The sequence below is a fragment of the Brevibacillus sp. AF8 genome, from assembly GCF_021270385.1.
GTDB lineage: Bacteria > Bacillota > Bacilli > Brevibacillales > Brevibacillaceae > Brevibacillus.
In genome coordinates this window covers 104,688-123,446 of sequence record NZ_JAGQDN010000012.1, presented here as the reverse complement: position 1 = coordinate 123,446, position 18,759 = coordinate 104,688, and the positions used below count along the sequence as shown (strand labels likewise).

Genomic DNA, 18,759 nt, shown 5'->3' with positions numbered 1-18,759 from the left:
TTAAAAATGTTTGTGCTTTTCAAAAGTTTGTTGATTGGATTTACCCATTTTATGGTATTCTATTTTTTGCGACGGATGTCATATATATGGGGTGCATAGGGATGATAGGGCACACGACAGGGAAAGAAAGGACGATATTTGACCATACCGGAAATAGGATCAAGACAGAAGATCGAGAGATTCGAATTCTTGCCAAATATGAGGAACCGCTGGTTGCCGTGTTAGGAAATGTGCTTAGTGATCACGAATGCGATGAGCTAATCGAACATTCTCGAGAACGATTGCAACGCTCAAAAATAGGCGAAGATCGTTCAGTCAATTCTATTCGGACGAGCAGCGGGGTGTTCTGCGAGCAGACGGAGACGATTACAAGGATCGAGAAGCGAATCTCTCAAATCATGAACATTCCGATTGAGCATGGCGATGGTTTGCAAGTTCTACGATATACCCCTGGCCAGGAATATAAACCTCATTATGATTTCTTTGCAGAAACGAGTCGCGCAAGTACGAACAATCGCATTAGTACGCTCGTGATGTATTTGAATGATGTGGAGCAAGGCGGTGAAACGGTGTTCCCTTTGCTTCATTTATCTGTTTTCCCAACCAAAGGCATGGCTGTCTACTTTGAATATTTTTACAGGAATCAAGAATTAAACGAATTCACTTTGCATGCAGGTGCACAAGTGATCCATGGGGAAAAGTGGGTTGCAACGATGTGGATGAGAAGACAAAGCTTTCGGGTCTCCTAGATAATGTTGTAATACAAACCACCACCTGACAAAGGTGGATTTTTTATGTCCCCAAGCCAAGATCGTTGCTTGAACTTTCTTGTATACTTGAAATGAATATTATCAAGTGTTAGACTATTTTTTATTTATTGCCTAACTGCTATATGCCAAATACAAGGGGGCATCCAATGCCTGTCTTACTAAAAAGAGCAAACCGCCCGAAAAAGATTAGTCTAGTGACACTTTTAACAGGACTAGTCTCTTTATCCGTTGTCTTGACTGTCACTATCCTCCTTATCTCATTCTATCAATCCAAAAAACAGGCACTGATTAACACGACTTTGACCTTAAATCATACGAGTGCAATCAAAATGAGTCATACCCTAGATGCTTTGATTAAATCCATGCGCAGTAGCTTACAGTATTCGGCAAGCACCTTTTCCAATCGGAACGAGATGAATGCGGATGAGGTATATTCCAAGCTTGAGTTGATCCGTCGTACAAACAACTATTTTAATTCGGTTACCGTGGTAGATGAAACGGGGCGTGTTCAAAGTGTGTCTCCCGGATCTATTGGTACAGTAGGAAGCTATGTTAAAACGGAAACGGCGAAAACGGCATTAGCTTTAAAAAAGCCATACATTTCCAAACCTTACGTAACATCAAGTACGAAGCGACTCATTGTATTGATGAGCGAACCCATATTTGATAAAGATGGGATTTACCGGGGGCTTATCGGGGGAACGATTTATCTTCACGAGGATAACATTTTGAATACGATCTTTGGAAGTAATCCAACAGACGAACTAGGTTCCTCTTTTTACATCGTAGGATCTGATGGTCATTTGTTGTTCCACCGTGATCCAAACCGGATCGGAGAGGATATCAGTGCCAATCCAGCCGTACGCAAGCTGATTCAAGGGAAAAGCGGCTATGAACAGATCGTCAACTTGAGGGGACAGACGGTATTAGCCGCGTACGTAAAGGTTCCGGCGAATGACTGGGGTGTCGTTGTCGTGTCACCTATCAGTGTTGTTCAAGAACAATTAAATCGTGATATTCAATCCGTGTTGTTGTATACGTTGCCCCCCTTTTTATTATTAATGTTAGTTGTGATCGGGCTTGCCCGCAAAGTGGCGAAACCTTTCGTATCCTTGGCCAATCTTGTGAGTAAGGCCGGGAGAGAAGAGGTGGAACTCTCTGAGGGTAGCCAGCATTGGAATCGGGAGGCCGAGCTGTTATCTCGTGCCATTCACTTTGCCTTGAGCGATATCAAAAAGCAGACGGAGCAATTGGCCCATGATGCTCGAACAGATCCTTTGACAGGGCTAACGAACCGAAGGACGCTCGAGGAAACCATGCAAAAATGGATGGCGGAGCAAATCCCTTTTTCTATTATGATGATGGACCTTGATCGATTTAAAGCTATTAATGACACATATGGCCATCCGGCTGGAGATGAAGTATTGAGGCATTTTGCGAAAATCATTTCTTCCTCAATTCGGCCTGACGATGTCAGCTGTCGCTTTGGGGGTGAAGAATTTGTTGTCCTTGTTTCCCATGCTGGCTTGGAGGAGGCCTATCAGGTGGCCGAACGAATACGCCAAGCCTTAGAAACAAGCACAAACCCAATCGGACAGCGGCTAACCGTGTCACTAGGCATTGCGCACTATCCTTCTCATGCTGTTACTGCTGAAGATCTGCTACATGTAGCAGACGAGGCTATGTACAAGGCGAAGAGATCAGGTAGAAACCAAACGATGATAGCGGAAGCGGAGTAATCTATGTTAGAGCGAAGAGGCGAGAGATCGCCTCTTTCTTTTTGAAAATAAATCATGTGTCAGGTGCTAAAAAAGCAAATTCGGAGATATATTATCCCGCTTTTTACATATGCATGTAGCAAATGGATAAATAAGGAAAAATTTTGTTCAAAAATGTGAAGCACATGATTCTTGTATCTCACTTTGAAAGAGGGGGATTGACATGGAGAATGTTGTCACATGGGAACAGTATGAGAGGGCAAAACGCTTGCATCCCACCAATTATTACGACGCCGTATTCAATGCTTTTGTCAGGCCGCGGTGGATTAGCGGGAGTCAGTTCTGGTACATCCGTGAAATACGTCTGGAAAAGGGTACTGGGAGGCAATATGTGATCGTGGATGCTGAACAGAATACGAGTCAGCCAGCATTCGATCACGAACGACTAGCTGTCTGTTTGTCAGATAGTGCAGGCAAAACGTATGATGCAGAAACATTGCCACTTGGGGAACTTATGTTTACCCAGAGTGGATCGGCATTCCAGTTTGAGGTGGGCGGTACTGTTTGGAGCTGTGATTTACAGGAATACAACTGCAAGCCCTTACATCATTTTAAAAAGCCGTCGATGGATGAACTGCCGTCTCCAGATGGAAAATGGGTGGCGTTCGTATATGATCACAACTTGTATGTTCGCTCACTCGAAACCGGAAGGCGTATCAGGCTAACCCATGACGGCAAGGCATACTATGATTACGGAACCCAACCTGAATGTCGGCTCTCGACAGTGGCGGAGCGATTGAATGGCAGTAAGTCTCCTCCAGTGGTGATTTGGTCACCCGATTCAAAGATGCTGCTGACCCACCGTCTTGACCAAAGAAAGGTACGTGAGATGCACCTGATCCAATCTGTTCCGAAAGGGGAAGGAGTCAGACCGGTACTGCACTCGTACCGTTATCCACTCGTTGGCGATCAACACGTACCTTTGGCTGAGCTGGTCATCTGTCATCTGGAAAGGCGAACCACAGTCCGGATTGAAAGCGAGCCTTTACTGGCATGTCCAGTCTCACCCCTCACTCCGGGGATGCAAATGGCTGGATGGTCATCCGACAGTAAACAGATCTATATCACCCGGATGTCCCGTGATGCCCGCTCTGTCGATTTTTCCGTAGCGGATGCTTGCTCCGGTGAGGTTTGCACGTTACTGCGGGAAGAAAGCGATACGTTTTTGAACCAAGACCTGCATAATCTCGGAGCTTCCAATCCGAATATTCGATTATTGGCCGACGGTTCGTTCATCTGGCATTCAGAGCGTGATGGATGGAGCCACCTCTACCATTGTGATGGCAAAACGGGAGAGATTCGCAATCCGATCACATCGGGTCCCTGGACGGTACGTAGGCTGATGGCAGTGGACGAGCAGCAGGGATGGGTGTATATCACCGGAGGAGGGCTAGAAGAGGGGCGCGATCCTTACTATCAACATCTGTATCGTGTTCGCCTGGATGGAACTGGTCTGTCGTTGCTGACGCCAGAGGATGCAGAGCATGATGTTGTGTTTTCTCCCACTATGAAGTATTTCGTCGATACGTTTTCGCGAGTTGATTTACCGCCTGTTACTGTCCTCCGTTCGGTAGATGGTAGCTTGATTCGCGAATTGGAGTACGCTGATGTGGAAATGCTGCTCGAGATGGGGTACCAATTTCCAGAAAGGATTACCGTCAAAGCACGAGACGGCGTTACCGATCTTTATGGGGTGATGCTGCGCCCATTCCCGTTTGATCCTTCCCGCAAATATCCGGTTGTCGATTACATTTACGGGGGACCACAGATCATCAATACACCAAAAGCTTTCGCACTCGATCCCGGCCGAAGCCATGACCCGCTGGGGGGTGGGCAATCATTGGCGCAATTGGGCTTTGTCGTATTGATCCTGGATGGAATGGGAACACCTTATCGTTCGAAAGCGTTCCATGACATCTCAGACGGAAAATTGGAGGAAGCAGGAGGCTTACTTGACCATGTAACAGCGGTTAGGGAATTGGCAGAGCGCTACCCATTTGTGGATGTTGACCGGGTAGGTATCTGGGGATCGTCAGGGGGAGGTTACGCTTCGACAAGGGCCATGCTCTCATTTCCTGACTGTTACAAGGTTGCTGTTTCCGCGAGTGGGAATCATGATCAACGGCTGTATATAGCAGCATGGGCAGAACGTTATCAAGGGCTGTATGATCCAGTCTTGTACAGAGATCAAGATAATGCTCGTCTAGCAGCGAATCTGGTAGGAAAGCTCTTGTTGGTGAGTGGGGATATGGATGAAAATGTGCATCCTTCCCAAACAATTCGGATGGCGGATGCATTGATTAAAGCGGATAAAGATTTTGACATGTTGATTTTGCCCAACCGACATCACGGATTTTCTTTGGAACCGTACTTTATCCGCAGAAAATGGGAGTATTTTGTACGGCACTTGATGAGAGCAGAACCTCCATGGGGGAATCAAGTAGCCAACAAAAAGGCCAGTGAGGAATAAAAACTGAAAAATGTTTTCTGAGTACCGGGAAGAAGCCACCTGATGAAGGTGGCTTCTGTGTTCTGTCGCTATTTTACCTCGCGAAAACTTGCACTGACCTTTTGCAGTTCTTGCTTGAGGGACTCGAACCTTTTTTCTTCTGTCCAAGCCATGATTTGATGAAAATGCGTAGGCGTTTCGACCAATGTCACAATATAAGCGACCTTAATGCCGTCTACTTCGCCTTTGGCATTGAATTGGGTGGCCACCTGATTGTCGACTACCGTACGAATCTGTTTATCAATGGATACATTTTCTACTGCCTCTTGAAGGTTTGCTTCAATGGCTTGGGCATAATCTTGAAGTGTGAATGAACTATCTAAATCCTGTTTCGATTCTGACAGGACCAATACATACTTTTCGCTAAAACGATTGGAGATTTCTATATCTGCTTCATCGTGAAGGGTGGAATCCTTGCTCCAATCCGAAGGGGCTGTTATTTGAAACTTTTTATCCTTGCTATAGAAAATTTCTTCGGAAGGCGTTCTTGATGCGAGACTGATTATCCCAAAAATCATACCAATGATGGATAAAACGGCTACGATGGAAAAGACAACAGCGAGTACGGTTGTTTGCTTTTTGCTGACGTTGTTCAGATCCTTCACTTTCACGACGTATGTATTCGCTGCCAGATCGCCTAACCGTTGTCTTTTGTCGGAAGCCAACACACAGATACCGGCCGGCAACCCGCCTAGAAGAAATACATTTGCTTCGAATAGACGAATGAGGGAACGGATAAATGATTTCCATAACCCCGGTGGCCGTCCTTCCTCATTGACAGCAATGATGCGGAACGTAAATTTTCCGATCGTATATCCGGTAAGTCCTTCTAACAGTACATAATAAGAACATAGGATAATGGCGGCTAGGATGAAGAAATAGAGACTGTTGGCGTCTTTGGTGATGGAAACCCCAAGCGAGAGAAAGCCGGTTAGAAAACAAGCGAGAAGAATATAATCAAGAACATGGGCTCCCCATCTCGTGAAAAAAATCGTCGCCCTGTCATACGATTTCGATAAATCTCCCATGTTTTTTGGTGGCTCTTGCTGGGCGAGAGGAGAAAACTCTGTCGGTACCGATGATGATGGTGGTTGTTGCTCCAATTTTGTGCACCTCCTGAAGAAATGTAAACATGTTACATTTAACCATTTTGAAAATTGTATTGTCAATTGTTGACGGTTAGAATGGAAAAAGATGAGCAAGGTGTGGCTATCCCATTCAAGGGAGAGGAGAATCGCATATGGAAATCAACCAAATACCCGAGCAATTGCCATTGATCAAACATGCCAAAGACCTCTGGGGCTCTTTTGCATACAGCAAATGTAAGGATGCATACGGTTATGACAAAAACGGGCTGAAAAGATACGCCTTGATCGTTCAGCTTCAATACGATCAGACTGTGACGGAAGCAGACAAGGAGCTCCTGTACTATTTGATGAGCCAAGAGATTGAGATGCATAAGTCTCATCCGTATCAGGGATTTTATGAATCGATGGACATCGTGGCTTATTTGTTGGCGAAATGCAAGGATGTTACCCATATCCCACTTTTTGAACGGGCAAAATTAAGCAATTTTGATACCTACTATGGTTTTGATACCGAGTATATCATTTCGGCGGGGATTGAAGAGGCGATCGCGTATATCGAAGAGAACGATCTGTGCCGAACCAGCTCTTTCTTTCAGGATAAGAGAGAGGAGCTGGCAACGATGTATACGCCTGAACATATGGAGCGATGGTTTCAATCCAAGGCGAGGAATTACCCAGCCAATCTCGAGGATGAGTCCTTGATTACATTAATGGACAGAGCCTGCGATTTCGGTAACATGGCAGAAGCCAGAAAATTACTGGAGAAGCTAGAGGAGCAGCTCGGCTCTGACAAAAAGAATTATTCTCTGCTGTATCATCAGGCAAAACAATTGGAAGAGTACGACAAGGCACTTCACTATCTCATACAAGATCTCCCGGAACAGAAAGATTCGTTTAACAAGGTATTCCTTTGGCTAAAAATGGCCGAAATCCATTTGCTCAAGCAGGATTGGGTCCAGGCTTTTGCGAGCGTCAAGCAGTGCGAACCAGAGCTCAAACTCTTTTCTTCCTGGAGGAGTGCCGGTTTGGGCAGAAGCTTGAGCGAGACCTTGTTGGATATCAGCTTGAAGGCAAAGGATAGTAACGAGACTTTGGCTAGAGAAGCGTACCGCTGGGCTGATCAGATGTTGAAATCGACAAACAACTACAGCAGTAATGTTTTGAGAAAGGCGCACCAGTGTGCCAAGGTGCTGCAACTCAAACAGGATAAAAGGCTGTACAGTAAAAAAGTCGCGATAGAAGCCAGACGAATCAACAGAATGATTAGATGACGCAAAGGAAACCCGACATCTGCGATAGTTGGGTTTTTCTCTGTCTGGATGCAACGTTCATAAAAAAAATACCCACGCAGGGATCACTTTGCTGTATCTTTAATCTGAGCAATATTTCCTATCATAATATGATCTCTTTTTCCCCCGTTAGCCAACCTCATCGCGCTTCCGGTCATCGATAGAAAGGCTACTTTCCATGTTTCCTTCATGAATGTCATTTTACTTCTAGGCAGGAGATGCGTATGGATTTATTAACGTACAGTCCACTTATTGCAACCAAACTTCATGTTCCGAAGTATGGTTCGGACTTGTTACTTCGGCGTCAGATATTGAAAGAAATCGATGAAGCGGGCGCCGCAAGATTGATTCTCGTGTGCGCACCAGCCGGCTTCGGTAAAACGACAGCAGTCAGTCAATGGACGCAAAATTCCGGCAAACCGACCGGTTGGATCTCCCTGGATGAATCAGATAATGATCCCGTGCGCTTTTGGCGATATTTTGCCAGAGCAATTGATATGGCACAGGAAGGCTCGGGCAAAGAATCTTCCTCGGTGCTTCACCCACAGTACACGGCTTCTGCTGAGCAGTTGATGTCTGTGCTGCTCGAGGAAATTGCGGGGTTTGATCGTGACTTTTATCTGGTATTGGACGATTACCACCTCATAAAGGAGCCTTCCATCCATGAAGGATTGCAGACACTGATCCAGCATGCTTCCTTGTATATGCATGTCGTCCTGATTACGCGGGAGGAACCTCCTTTTGCCCTACACCGTCTACGTGTCCGGAAACAGTTGAAGCAACTGGGCTCAGACACTCTTCGGTTCAATGAGGAGGAGTGCCGGCGCTTATTCCGCGAGCAACTGGGTCTGAGTTTGTCAGAACAAGCCATTGGCTTGCTGAGCAAACGAACAGAGGGATGGGTGGCCGGTTTGCAGTTAGCAGCCTTGTCTATGCAAGGAAAGCCCGAAGCATCAAAGGTCATTCATCAATTTTCCGGTAATGACAAGTATGTCGGGGACTATTTGACGGAAGAAGTATTGAAAAGACTTCCAGAAAAGGTGCAGATGTTTTTGTTGAAAACGTCCATACTGCCGCGTCTGACAGGAGATCTATGTGCAGCCGTTACCGGAGAGCCGGACGCTCACGACATCCTTCGTATGCTGGAGAGGACGAATTCATTTGTTATCGCACTGGATGGCGTAAATGAGTGGTATCGTTATCACCATTTGTTCGCAGAACTTCTGCTTTCCCACGTAAGGAAAACATATAACGAACTGCTTCCTGCCCTACATATCTCTGCAAGCTGTTGGTTTGAAAGTCACGGGTGGATCATGGAGGCGACTGAGCATGCGTTTCTCGGAAAAGATTGGAACCGGGCGAGCCGTTTAATCGTCACACATGCGCCGTGGATGTTGAAACAGTACGAAAATATTACACTGCGCAGATGGATGAAATACTTTGATGCGTCCTGGTTGGAAAGCAACCCCGAGCTGTGCATTGCTTTTGCCTGGCTGCATGCTGTGTCCAATGAAATTGATCAGGCGGAAATCCTCCTTCAATTGGCTGACGAAGCAACACGGATGAATCATGGGAGCTATGACGACTGCCGAGTAGAAATGTGTGTGCTTCGGGGTTATATCGAAGTGATGCGGGGAAATGTAGACCTTTCCCTCAAATATATGGAAGAATCGGTTCACATGAAGCCTAAATTCAGCCGCTACTTCATCGTCGGCATTGAACTGAATTCGGATGAGCCATACGTCCTGCGCAGTCGTGTGGCCTTGAGCGGGTATTTGTCCAACGTGAATGAATACTATCCAAAACTAAGGGCGATCTGGAAGCACAGTGGTCTTGGTATATTGGCCTATGGTTCTATTGTTTTGGGTGAGCTTTATTATGAGCAAAATGATTTTGAGCAGCTGAAATATTTCGTACCGCGTGCGATACAATTAGGCACAATCTCTTTGAACTTTGGTGTATTGGTCCCGGTTTATCTGACTTTGGCTCGATGGAGAAAAGCAGAGCATCGTAGCCAGGAGATGTGGCTAGCCATGGAGGAAATCACTTCGCTATGCCGCCAGCATGATGCGCCTCCTCATTGGATGGCTTTTGTAGAAACGTTCCGCGTCCGATTATGGATCGAAGAAAATCGACGGGAAGAAATAGAAAAATGGGCCGAGCCCTATACCAAAATGAATGTAGATATTATCGCTTCCCGGCATGAATTTGAGAGAATGACGTTGGCCCGGGTATACATCTATTTAAAAAACGACAGTGCAGCCATCATGCTGCTAACCAGCTTAAAGCACGAGGCGGAAATAAAGGATCGGCTCGGGAGTCGGATTGAAGCCTTTCTTCTGCTCAGTCAAGCTTACATGATCCAAAAACAGCAGCATGAAGCGATAGAGTGTATGCGCATGGCGGTGACGTTAGCCGCGCCAGAAGGCTATGTCCGCACTTTTTTGGATGAAGGTCCCGGTGTTGCCAAAATGCTTTACTCGCTCTATAAAAGCAAAAACGTATCCAAGCAAGAGATGGTTTATCTTTCGATGCTGCTCAAAAGCGTGGAGAAGGAATTTCCTACGCTTGATATTCAAATCCGGGTATCCCCTTCCTTGGAAAAATTGACGGAAAGAGAATCGGAAGTACTGGCACTGATTGGTGAAGGGTTGTCCAACTCGGAGATTGCGGACAAGCTGCATCTCACACTAGGGACGGTAAAAGGGCATGTGCATCAGATTTTTAGCAAGCTCCAGGTAAAAAATCGTGCACAAGCAATCGTCAGATTAAGAGAAAGTGAGCTCGACCATTAGAATCCCCCCGCCGATACGGAGGCCACTGAAAAAGTCCACTCTTTCAAGATCAACAAAATAACGAAAGAAAAACGAGTCTATAGAATCAATTCTAAGGCTCGTTTTGTATGTTTTCAGTGGCCTAAGTCATTTGTTTTCTTTGGAAATCCATCTCATGTACACACAACGGTCACATCAGCCATCTATACTCATCTTGTAAAACCAAGGTTGGCGGTCATGGAATGGTGACGGTGAGAAACGGATTCGTATGTTTCACGATAAATTGGTAATCTATGCAATAAATGCACAACCACGAGTAAGGAGTGCGGAAATGAAACGGAAAGTGTTACTCGTAGAGGACGACGAGCTCATACGTGAATTTGTATCGGATTATTTTAAAAAAGAAGCTTGGGAAGTGTACGAAGCGCAGCACGGTAAAATGGCGATGGAGCTTTTCGCTCTGCACTCTGTCGATTTAGTTGTGTTAGATATCATGATGCCCGAGATGGATGGCTGGTCGGTGTGCAGAAAAATCCGCCAACAATCCGACATTCCCATCATGATCATTACAGCAAGAGTAGACGACGATGACCAGTTGATGGGTTTTGAGCTTGGCGCAGACGAATATGTCACCAAACCGTTTAGCCCAAAAGTATTAGTGGCCCGTGCCAAAGCTCTGATGAAAAGAGCAGAGGGGAGCATCGGGAGGGGAGATGATATCGCTCAGTTTGGAGCATTGACGGTAAACAAACGAGCTCACACTGTCACGATTGCCGGCGTCCCGGTTTCATTGACACCAAAAGAGTATGAGCTGCTTCTGTTCTTCATCAAGCATGAAGGGACGGTCTTGTCCCGAGATAGCATATTGAATGGGGTTTGGGGGATGGACTACTTTGGCGACCATCGCACCGTTGATACCCATGTGAAAAAACTGCGGGCCAAGTTGGATACAGAGCAGCATCTGATTCAGACGATGATCCGTTTTGGATATAAGTTTGAGGCAAAGCGATGAAACGAGTTCGACTAAACGTTGTGACAAAATTATTTGCCGCCACTTTTGTTTTTGTCTTTTTGCTCTACGCTTTGATATTGATAGGGGAAAAATTTTTCTTTGAGCGCTTTTATCTAAATGCGAAAGTAAGCGAGCTCTCGCAAGCAATGGCATCTTTCCCAGATGAGTACGCCAAACTCCCTCCCGACAAGCACAAGCTGGATAAGCTGGTGGGTACATTGATGAATCGCACAGATGCCAGCATCGCGATCGTAGATGAGCAGCTCAGGCAATTGAATCTCGACCCCTATTTTCTGGAAATGAAAGTAGCAAATAAAAATCAAGTGATTACCTTACCGCTAAAAGAAATGAAAAGCACCGATCTTCCTGAAGGACTCCATGTTGGAGACACGATTACCATCGACGGAATCTACATGGATGAGAACAATACGATCATGAAGCCGATACGGATTGCGAGGCAAAGTCCATCCACAAATGTGACCGAAAATGGACTAACCCGGGTTACGGCAGTTATTTCTGAACTCATGCTGCCTAGTCAGCAGCGGGCACATAACCCTTTTTATCAGGATTCTCTCGTAGCTGATCAAATCGGACCATGGCTGACGCAGCAATCCGACGAGATTACACAGATGAAAAGCGGATCATTCATCCAGCGGAAGTGGACTGATCCGTGGAGTGGTGTAAACTATGCCATCGTGATTCATCGATTCTCCGATCAGGGCGGGGCGAATTATATACTGGCGGTGACGACGTTGCAACCAGTGAGCGATGCGGTAAGTATGCTGACCAGCTATTCCCTATACGCGACGCCAGTCATCCTCGTCATCTTACTGCTGCTGTCCTTTGTCTTTTCGAAGATCATCACGCAACCATTAGTTATGCTGAGTCATTCCGCTTCACGCATGGCTAATCTGGACTTCACAGAACTTGCTTCGATTCATTCTCAGGATGAATTCGGTGAGCTCTCTCGCCATCTGAATACGTTAGCTGGCAAGCTGGATCAGACATTAAAAGACCTGAAGAGTGTCAATGTCACTCTTCGCGAGGATTTAGAGCATAAGGAAAAAATGGAGCAGCTTCGCAAAGAATTGATTGCAAACATCTCTCATGAACTGAAGACCCCCCTTGGCATTGTGAAGGGCTTTGCGGAAGGGTTAAAAGATGATGTCGCACATGAAAAGCGGGAGCGATACATGGACGTCATTTTAAGCGAAGTCGACAAGATGAACGAACTCATCATGGATATGCTGGAGTTGTCCAAATTCGAAGCCAAAGCCATTTTGCTTCGTAGACAATCGTTTCCTATATCGGAAATCGTAGATCGCGTAGCCGCTTCCTTTCAACTACAGCTGGCAAACAAGCAGGTACGACTATCGCTCGCCTTACCTGAAGAAGAGATCAACGTATGGGCAGATGCAAGACGTATCGAGCAAGTGATCGTGAATTTGCTTGGCAATGCAGTCCGGCACGCCAATCCATCAAGTGAGATTCGGATTACCGGGGCCCGCGAGCGGGAGTGCATCCGGTTTCGAATTGAAAATGAAGGAGCTCACATCCCAGACGATCAACTAACGCGGATATGGGAGCAATTTTATCGAGTAGATAGCTCTCGCTGGCGGAAATCTGGCGGCACGGGTCTCGGATTGGCGATCTGTAAACATATCCTCGATCTACATGGCAGTGATTATGGTGCGGAAAATACCGTGAATGGAGTCGCTTTTTCCTTCACGTTGATTGAAAATGAAAACAAAGGTGGAAATGACAATGAATTTGAAAAAGAATAATATGAAAAACTTACTGGCTGTATTGGTTCTATCACTCGTTACTAGTGCTTGTGGCACACCGGTTCCTTCAGAATCGACTGGTCAAGTGCCGCAGCAAGTTCCTCAGGAAAACAAAGAAAACACGGAGAAACAACCGGAGAAAGTTGCACAAGACATTGCCGCAGAACAGCAGGAAAAAGAAATTCTCGTCGTGGTCGACCAGGAACCGAAACCCATCGAGGGGAATAGCTTCGATTTCTTTATTGAAAAGCTTCCTGCCGGCTATTCGTTAGCTAGCATGCAGTGGAAGTCTGAGAAAACTGACATCGTAAGCACTACAGAGCAAGCGATCAAAAACGACACAGAAGGTATCTCTGGTGGGAATGGCTTTTACATCAGTGGCAATGGACAGTTCACCGGTTTCTTTTACAAGGATGAGTTGAAAGGGGAAAAGGGGAAATTGATCTTGGTCTTTCAAAATGAGCAAGGCAATAAAAAGACATGGGAGAAGGAGCTAATCCTTAAATAACGCCCGCTAAATTGGAACCCCATTTTTTGGGGTTCTTTTTGTTTGCAACAGTACGGTGGGTTTTTTTATTGAAAAAAATCAATCACGAAAAGACATAACTTTAGTTAGTATTTTTTGCAAAAGACTGTTGTTACCATATTTTTGTTTCACCCAGATGTTTTGCTGGGGGAATGTGTCGACAGTAGGGGGAGTTGAAATGAAGAAGGAAGGAGGACAACGTTATTGATGAAAAGAATGATGGCTCGTTTGTTGGTATTTACTTTGCTGTTTGCAATTGTCCAACCTATGCTTATTCAAGAAAAAGCCAACGCAGCGGAACTTCTAGAGATTGGAGTAGAGGCAGACAAGTTCGTGGATGCGTTTGGTGCCTATCCTGATGGCTTGGATTATCAGGGTGTTCCCAATACGCTGATCGTCGGCTATGCGCGAGACTCTGGTGGGGATTATGGGGCTGCGAATGCTGCTCTACGTTTTGACCTGAGCGGCGTGAAAAGTGAGAGGAAAATTCAGTCTGCTGTTCTGAAAATTTATGTGCATAAGGTAGAAGCAACAGGCGGAGATATGCCTTTCATTGATCTATGGGGCTCGTTTGATGACAATTGGAACGATGATTTTGCGACTGTGCTACCTTCGTATCAGGAAAGAATCATAACAAATGAGTTTATTCCTACTAATTTCACAGGGTGGAAATCGTTTGATGTAACCAGCTTTGTCATGAGTAATATTCCAGACAAAAAAGCTACCTTTGTTTTAAGAGGAAGACAAACAGCACCACCTGTTCCTGTCTTGTATCAGCCTCAAATCATTTTCTACGACAAAAGAAATGTTAGCTATGCTTCACAGCTAGAAATCACGTATGCTCTTAACACTCCACCAACCGATATCCTCTTATCGTCCAATTCGATTCCCGAAAACAATCAAATAGGAGCGGTAGTTGGTACGCTTTCGGCAGTAGATCCTGATCAAGGAGACACCGCTTCGTTCCATATTCAAAACCCTACGGTGCCATTTACTGTTGACGGAAATCAACTGAAGGCGACAGAAACGTTTGATTTTGAAACGAGCTCGACTTACGCTGTACCGATCACCGCAACAGACTCGGCTGGCAATATATTCACCAAGGTGATGAACATCCAAGTGACGGATGTAGATGAACCACCAACGACAGCAACGGTTACCATCAATGGTGGTGCTGCGTTTACGAATTCACCAAATGTGACGCTCACCATGGCCCATGATGATCCTGACGCAGCCCAGCCCGAATATCGTTTGACGAACGTGGAAGGCGGTCCTTGGAGCGAATGGAAGTCGTTTGCGACACCTGTAATGTGGACCTTTACGACAAACGAAGGGACCAAAACGATCTTCATGGAGCTGCGTGACGGAACAGGAACTGTCCTGAAAGCGCAGGATAGCATTGTGCTGGATATAACACCTCCGGCAGGGACTATCGAAATCAATAATGGGAACGTAGCCACTTCATCAGAAAAGGTGGAGCTTACCATTCAGGGAAGTGATGCGAACGGCCCTGTAGAAGTGATGTTGTCGAATGATAACAGCTTTACAGGTAGCTGGATACCTGTTCCTGTCAACAACAAGCTGGAATGGAACTTGGCTAGCGGAGATGGGCAAAAAACGGTCTACGCGAAGTTCCGTGATGGTGCAGGGAATATGTATTATACATCTGGTACCATCGTGTTGGACAAAACGCCACCTGTTGTGACAGGGGTAGCGAATGGCAGCTTCTACACGGCAGATGTCACACCTGTCTTCGACGACGGCACAGCAACATTGAATGGTGCTCCTTTTGTCAGCGGCACAAAGGTGAGTGTGGAGGGCAAGTATACGCTGGTAGTGACGGATACAGCGGGGAATACGACTACGGTAACCTTTACCCTGGATAAAACCGCGCCGACTGGAACACTTGCGATCAATAACGGAGCCACTCATACGAATAACCAAGATGTCATTTTGCAAATCGATGCCACTGACGTTTCCAGCAGGGTGAAAATGAAGCTGTCCAACGATAACATCAGCTGGAGTGCGCTAGAGGATGTGGCGACCGCCAAGTCTTGGAAGCTAACAAATGGGGATGGACAGAAAACGGTCTATCTACAGTTGATCGACGAAGCTGGCAACACTCATGATTTACAGACAACAATTACACTCGATACGGTTGCGCCTGTAGTCACAGGGGTAGAGAACAACAAGCTGTACAATCAGAGTGTGACGATCAGCTTCAACGAAGGAAAGGCGACCTTGAACGGAAAGACGATAGCTGACGGAGAAATCGTCAATGACGATGGCGCTTATACGCTGATTGTCACGGATGAAGCGGGCAATACAGCAATGCTTGCATTTTCGATTGATCAAACGAAGCCGTCGGGCAGTCTCAAGATCAATGGTGACGCCGATTATACCAATACACTTACAACCACATTACAAATTGCCGTTACCGATTTCAGCAATGAACTACAGATGCGCTTTTCCCATGATACGAGCGATCCAGCCAATTGGACTGCTTGGGAAACGCTGACCACAACAAAGGTGTGGAACTTGCTGACGGGGGACGGAACCAAGTCGGTTTCCATGGAAGTAAAAGACAAAGCAGGGAATATAGCCAGCTTTACCGATGAGATCACACTCGATATGACCAGCCCTACGGGGGCCTTTGAGATCAATCAAGGTCAATCGTATACCAACACGAGCAAGGTTACGTTGAGTGTGGAGTCGGCTGATACTCATGGTGTGGAAATGCGCTTGTCGAATGACAACCTGACGTGGAGCGATTGGAAAACAGCGCCGACAAAAGGCGAAGTTCCATGGGAACTAAGCGGTGGTGATGGAACCAAAACGGTCTATACCGAGCTGAGAGATCCGGCAGGAAACCAAGTGGCCCTTCAAAAGCAAATCACGCTGGATTCCACTGGACCAGTCGTCACAGGAGTCGCCCAGGACGGTGTCTATGCGAGCGACGTAACGATTACCTTCAGCGAGGGAACAGCATTACTGAACGGCAATCCGTTTACGAGCGGTTCGGTCGTCACTGCGGAAGGATCGTATGAGTTGGTCGTCACAGATGATGCGCAAAATCGCACGACGATTCGTTTCACGCTGGATAAAACACCACCGGCTGGAACGCTCAGCATTGATAACGGAGCCGAATTTGCGAAAACAGAAGACGTTACACTGCAACTCACTGCGTCGGGAAATCCAGGCGACATCGAAATGGCGATCGCTAACGCCGATGACAATTCGGGTACGTGGGAGCGTTTTGCGGAGTCAAAAGCATGGAAGCTGGTTGATGGCAGTACAAACGGCACCAAAACGGTCTATGTCAAGCTGCGGGACAAAGCGGGGAATGTCACAAAGCTAAGTGATACGATTGAACTCGATGTGGTGGCGCCAACTGGAACCGTCACGATTAATAACGGAGACAATTCCACCAAGTCACGTGATGTTACGCTCTCCATCACAGCGAACGACAGTACGAGTGATGTACAAATCCGCTTTGCCAATGGTGACAACGACTGGAGCAATTGGGAGGCAGTAACTGCGACCAAAGCATGGCAGTTGAAGTCCGGTGATGGAACCAAGACGGTCGAAATGCAGATCGCAGACAGGGCAGGGCACATCACAACCGTGTCCGATACGATTGAGCTGGATGCAGATGCGCCCGTTGTTTCTGGAGTCGAGGATAAAGGCATTTACAAAGATGACGTGACAATCACATTCAACGAAGGAACCGCGACGTTGAACGGTGCCCCGTTTGCAAGTGGCGACCGGGTAACAAGTGAAGGCAAGCATGAACTGCGGGTCCTCGATGCTTCTGGAAACGAAACCAAGATCACGTTTACTTTGGATAAAACCGCACCGACAGGAACATTCGTCATCAACAATGATGATCGTCTAACCAGCTCCACCAGCGTGAGACTGCATGTTACTGCTTCGGACAACTTGGGAGATGTCGAGATGCGTATCTCCAATGACCAAGGCAAGTGGAGCAGCTGGGAAAAGGTGACGGGAACAGTACCGTGGAGCTTAACGTATGGCAATGGGATGAAAAAAGTTTTGATCCAGCTTCGCGACCAGGCAGGAAACACCGTCGAACTGGATGATTCCATTGAGCTATACGTGCCAAATGTGCCGAATCCACCAACAGGAGAGCCGGTCACCGGAGTTGAGCTGGAGGAAGAGGAGTTAACGCTGCGTGTGGGTGATACAGAAAGCCTTCGAGCTACTGTAAAACCAACAAATGCTACCAACAAACGAGTCAAGTGGGAAAGCAGCGACTCTGAGATCGTCGAGGTAAATGAGGAAGGCAAGATCAAGGCTGTAGCTCCTGGAACTGCGACGATTACAGTGACGACCGTGGACGGGAACAAAACCGATTCGGTGGAGGTCACCGTTAAGGGAATACCTACCTTCCAGTTGGAAACAAACGAACCGTCCTTCTGGATGAAGCCGAGAGTAACCACAACCTTACGAGTTTATAAGGTAGAAGGCAAAAAACGCAAGGATATCACGAGAGACAAAAATGTTGAATACGACACGGAAAACGGGTTGGTTACCGTCAAGCAGGGTCGCATTACGGCGGGCAAAGAAGAGGGAGAAGACATCGTTACCGTTCGCTATATGGGCGAGGAACTGGAGATTCCGGTGACGGTTTCTAAGAAAACGATTCGTTCGTTGACGACTTCCTTCAAGGATTTGGTGCTGGAGATCGATGAGGAGAAGCAGCTAACGCTGACAGCCGTCTTCAATGACAAGAACACGGAAGAGGTGACAGAGAAAGCGACTTGGTCCTCTAGCGACGATGAGGTCATCGAAGTAACAAAAGAGGGAAAAGTGACAGCGCTGGCTGAAGGGAAGGCTGTCATTACTGCAAAATACGGCGGTAAAAAGGTAACCAATCGCGTGCTCGTCGTAGAGGAAAAGAAAGTGAAAGATTTGCGAGTATCGCGCTCTTCGCTAAGCTTGAAGGCAGACAATACTGGAGAGATCGTCCTGTATGCGGTCTATGAAAATAGGTACGAGGAGATCGTCACCAAAGATGCCGAATGGACAGTGGAAGATTCTGAGATTGCGACTGTAGAAAATGGTGTCGTGACCGCACTGGAATCTGGTAAAACGACCATTACAGTGGAATACGGCGGCGAGACCATTACGATTCACATTACAGTCAGGTAAATAAAAAGGGGCTGTTCGATCTACCGTGGAGGGCAGCCCCTTTTCCATTCTGTTTTA

10 protein-coding genes are annotated in these 18,759 nt (G+C 46.6%); 9 read left to right on the top strand and 1 reads right to left on the bottom strand.

Going from position 1 to position 18,759, the window contains the following annotated elements:
- Positions 1-86: 86 nt before the first annotated feature.
- From KB186_RS16760 to KB186_RS16750, 3 genes are all read left to right on the top strand, one after another.
- Positions 87-749: a 2OG-Fe(II) oxygenase gene (locus tag KB186_RS16760; protein ID WP_370646694.1), complete on the top strand. Its 663-nt coding sequence runs from the start codon at positions 87-89 to the stop codon at positions 747-749.
- Between the two features lie 167 nt (positions 750-916).
- Positions 917-2,509: a sensor domain-containing diguanylate cyclase gene (locus KB186_RS16755; RefSeq protein ID WP_232774019.1), complete on the top strand. Its 1,593-nt coding sequence runs from the start codon at positions 917-919 to the stop codon at positions 2,507-2,509.
- A 202-nt stretch (positions 2,510-2,711) separates the two neighbouring features.
- Entirely contained in the window at positions 2,712-5,018 is a 2,307-nt protein-coding gene (locus KB186_RS16750) for a S9 family peptidase (protein ID WP_173611089.1), read from the top strand.
- A 68-nt stretch (positions 5,019-5,086) separates the two neighbouring features.
- Here KB186_RS16750 and KB186_RS16745 read toward each other — a convergent pair whose 3' ends face one another.
- Positions 5,087-6,160: an RDD family protein gene (locus KB186_RS16745; protein WP_173611090.1), complete on the bottom strand. Its 1,074-nt coding sequence runs from the start codon at positions 6,158-6,160 to the stop codon at positions 5,087-5,089.
- Between the two features lie 137 nt (positions 6,161-6,297).
- On the opposite strand from KB186_RS16745, the gene KB186_RS16740 reads away from it, so the two are divergent.
- The 6 genes from KB186_RS16740 (at position 6,298) to KB186_RS16710 (ending at position 18,702) form a co-directional block, all read left to right on the top strand.
- Positions 6,298-7,416: a hypothetical protein gene (locus tag KB186_RS16740; protein ID WP_173611091.1), complete on the top strand. Its 1,119-nt coding sequence runs from the start codon at positions 6,298-6,300 to the stop codon at positions 7,414-7,416.
- A 242-nt stretch (positions 7,417-7,658) separates the two neighbouring features.
- Positions 7,659-10,229, top strand: a complete 2,571-nt coding sequence (locus tag KB186_RS28370) for a winged helix-turn-helix domain-containing protein (protein ID WP_173611092.1) — start codon at positions 7,659-7,661, stop codon at positions 10,227-10,229.
- A gap of 310 nt (positions 10,230-10,539) precedes the next feature.
- The gene (locus tag KB186_RS16725) at positions 10,540-11,220 is read left to right on the top strand and encodes a response regulator transcription factor (protein WP_172142293.1); all 681 of its coding nucleotides are present in this window, start codon (positions 10,540-10,542) and stop codon (positions 11,218-11,220) included.
- Positions 11,217-13,004: a sensor histidine kinase gene (locus KB186_RS16720; protein WP_232774018.1), complete on the top strand. Its 1,788-nt coding sequence runs from the start codon at positions 11,217-11,219 to the stop codon at positions 13,002-13,004. The genes KB186_RS16725 and KB186_RS16720 overlap by 4 nt, the downstream gene beginning before the upstream one ends.
- Positions 12,985-13,512, top strand: a complete 528-nt coding sequence (locus tag KB186_RS16715; protein ID WP_173611094.1) for a hypothetical protein — start codon at positions 12,985-12,987, stop codon at positions 13,510-13,512. Before KB186_RS16720 ends, KB186_RS16715 begins: the two co-directional genes overlap by 20 nt.
- Positions 13,513-13,737: 225 nt before the next feature.
- A complete protein-coding gene (locus tag KB186_RS16710) occupies positions 13,738-18,702 on the top strand; it encodes an Ig-like domain-containing protein (RefSeq protein ID WP_232774017.1) in 4,965 nt (1,654 codons plus the stop codon).
- Positions 18,703-18,759: the final 57 nt, after the last annotated feature.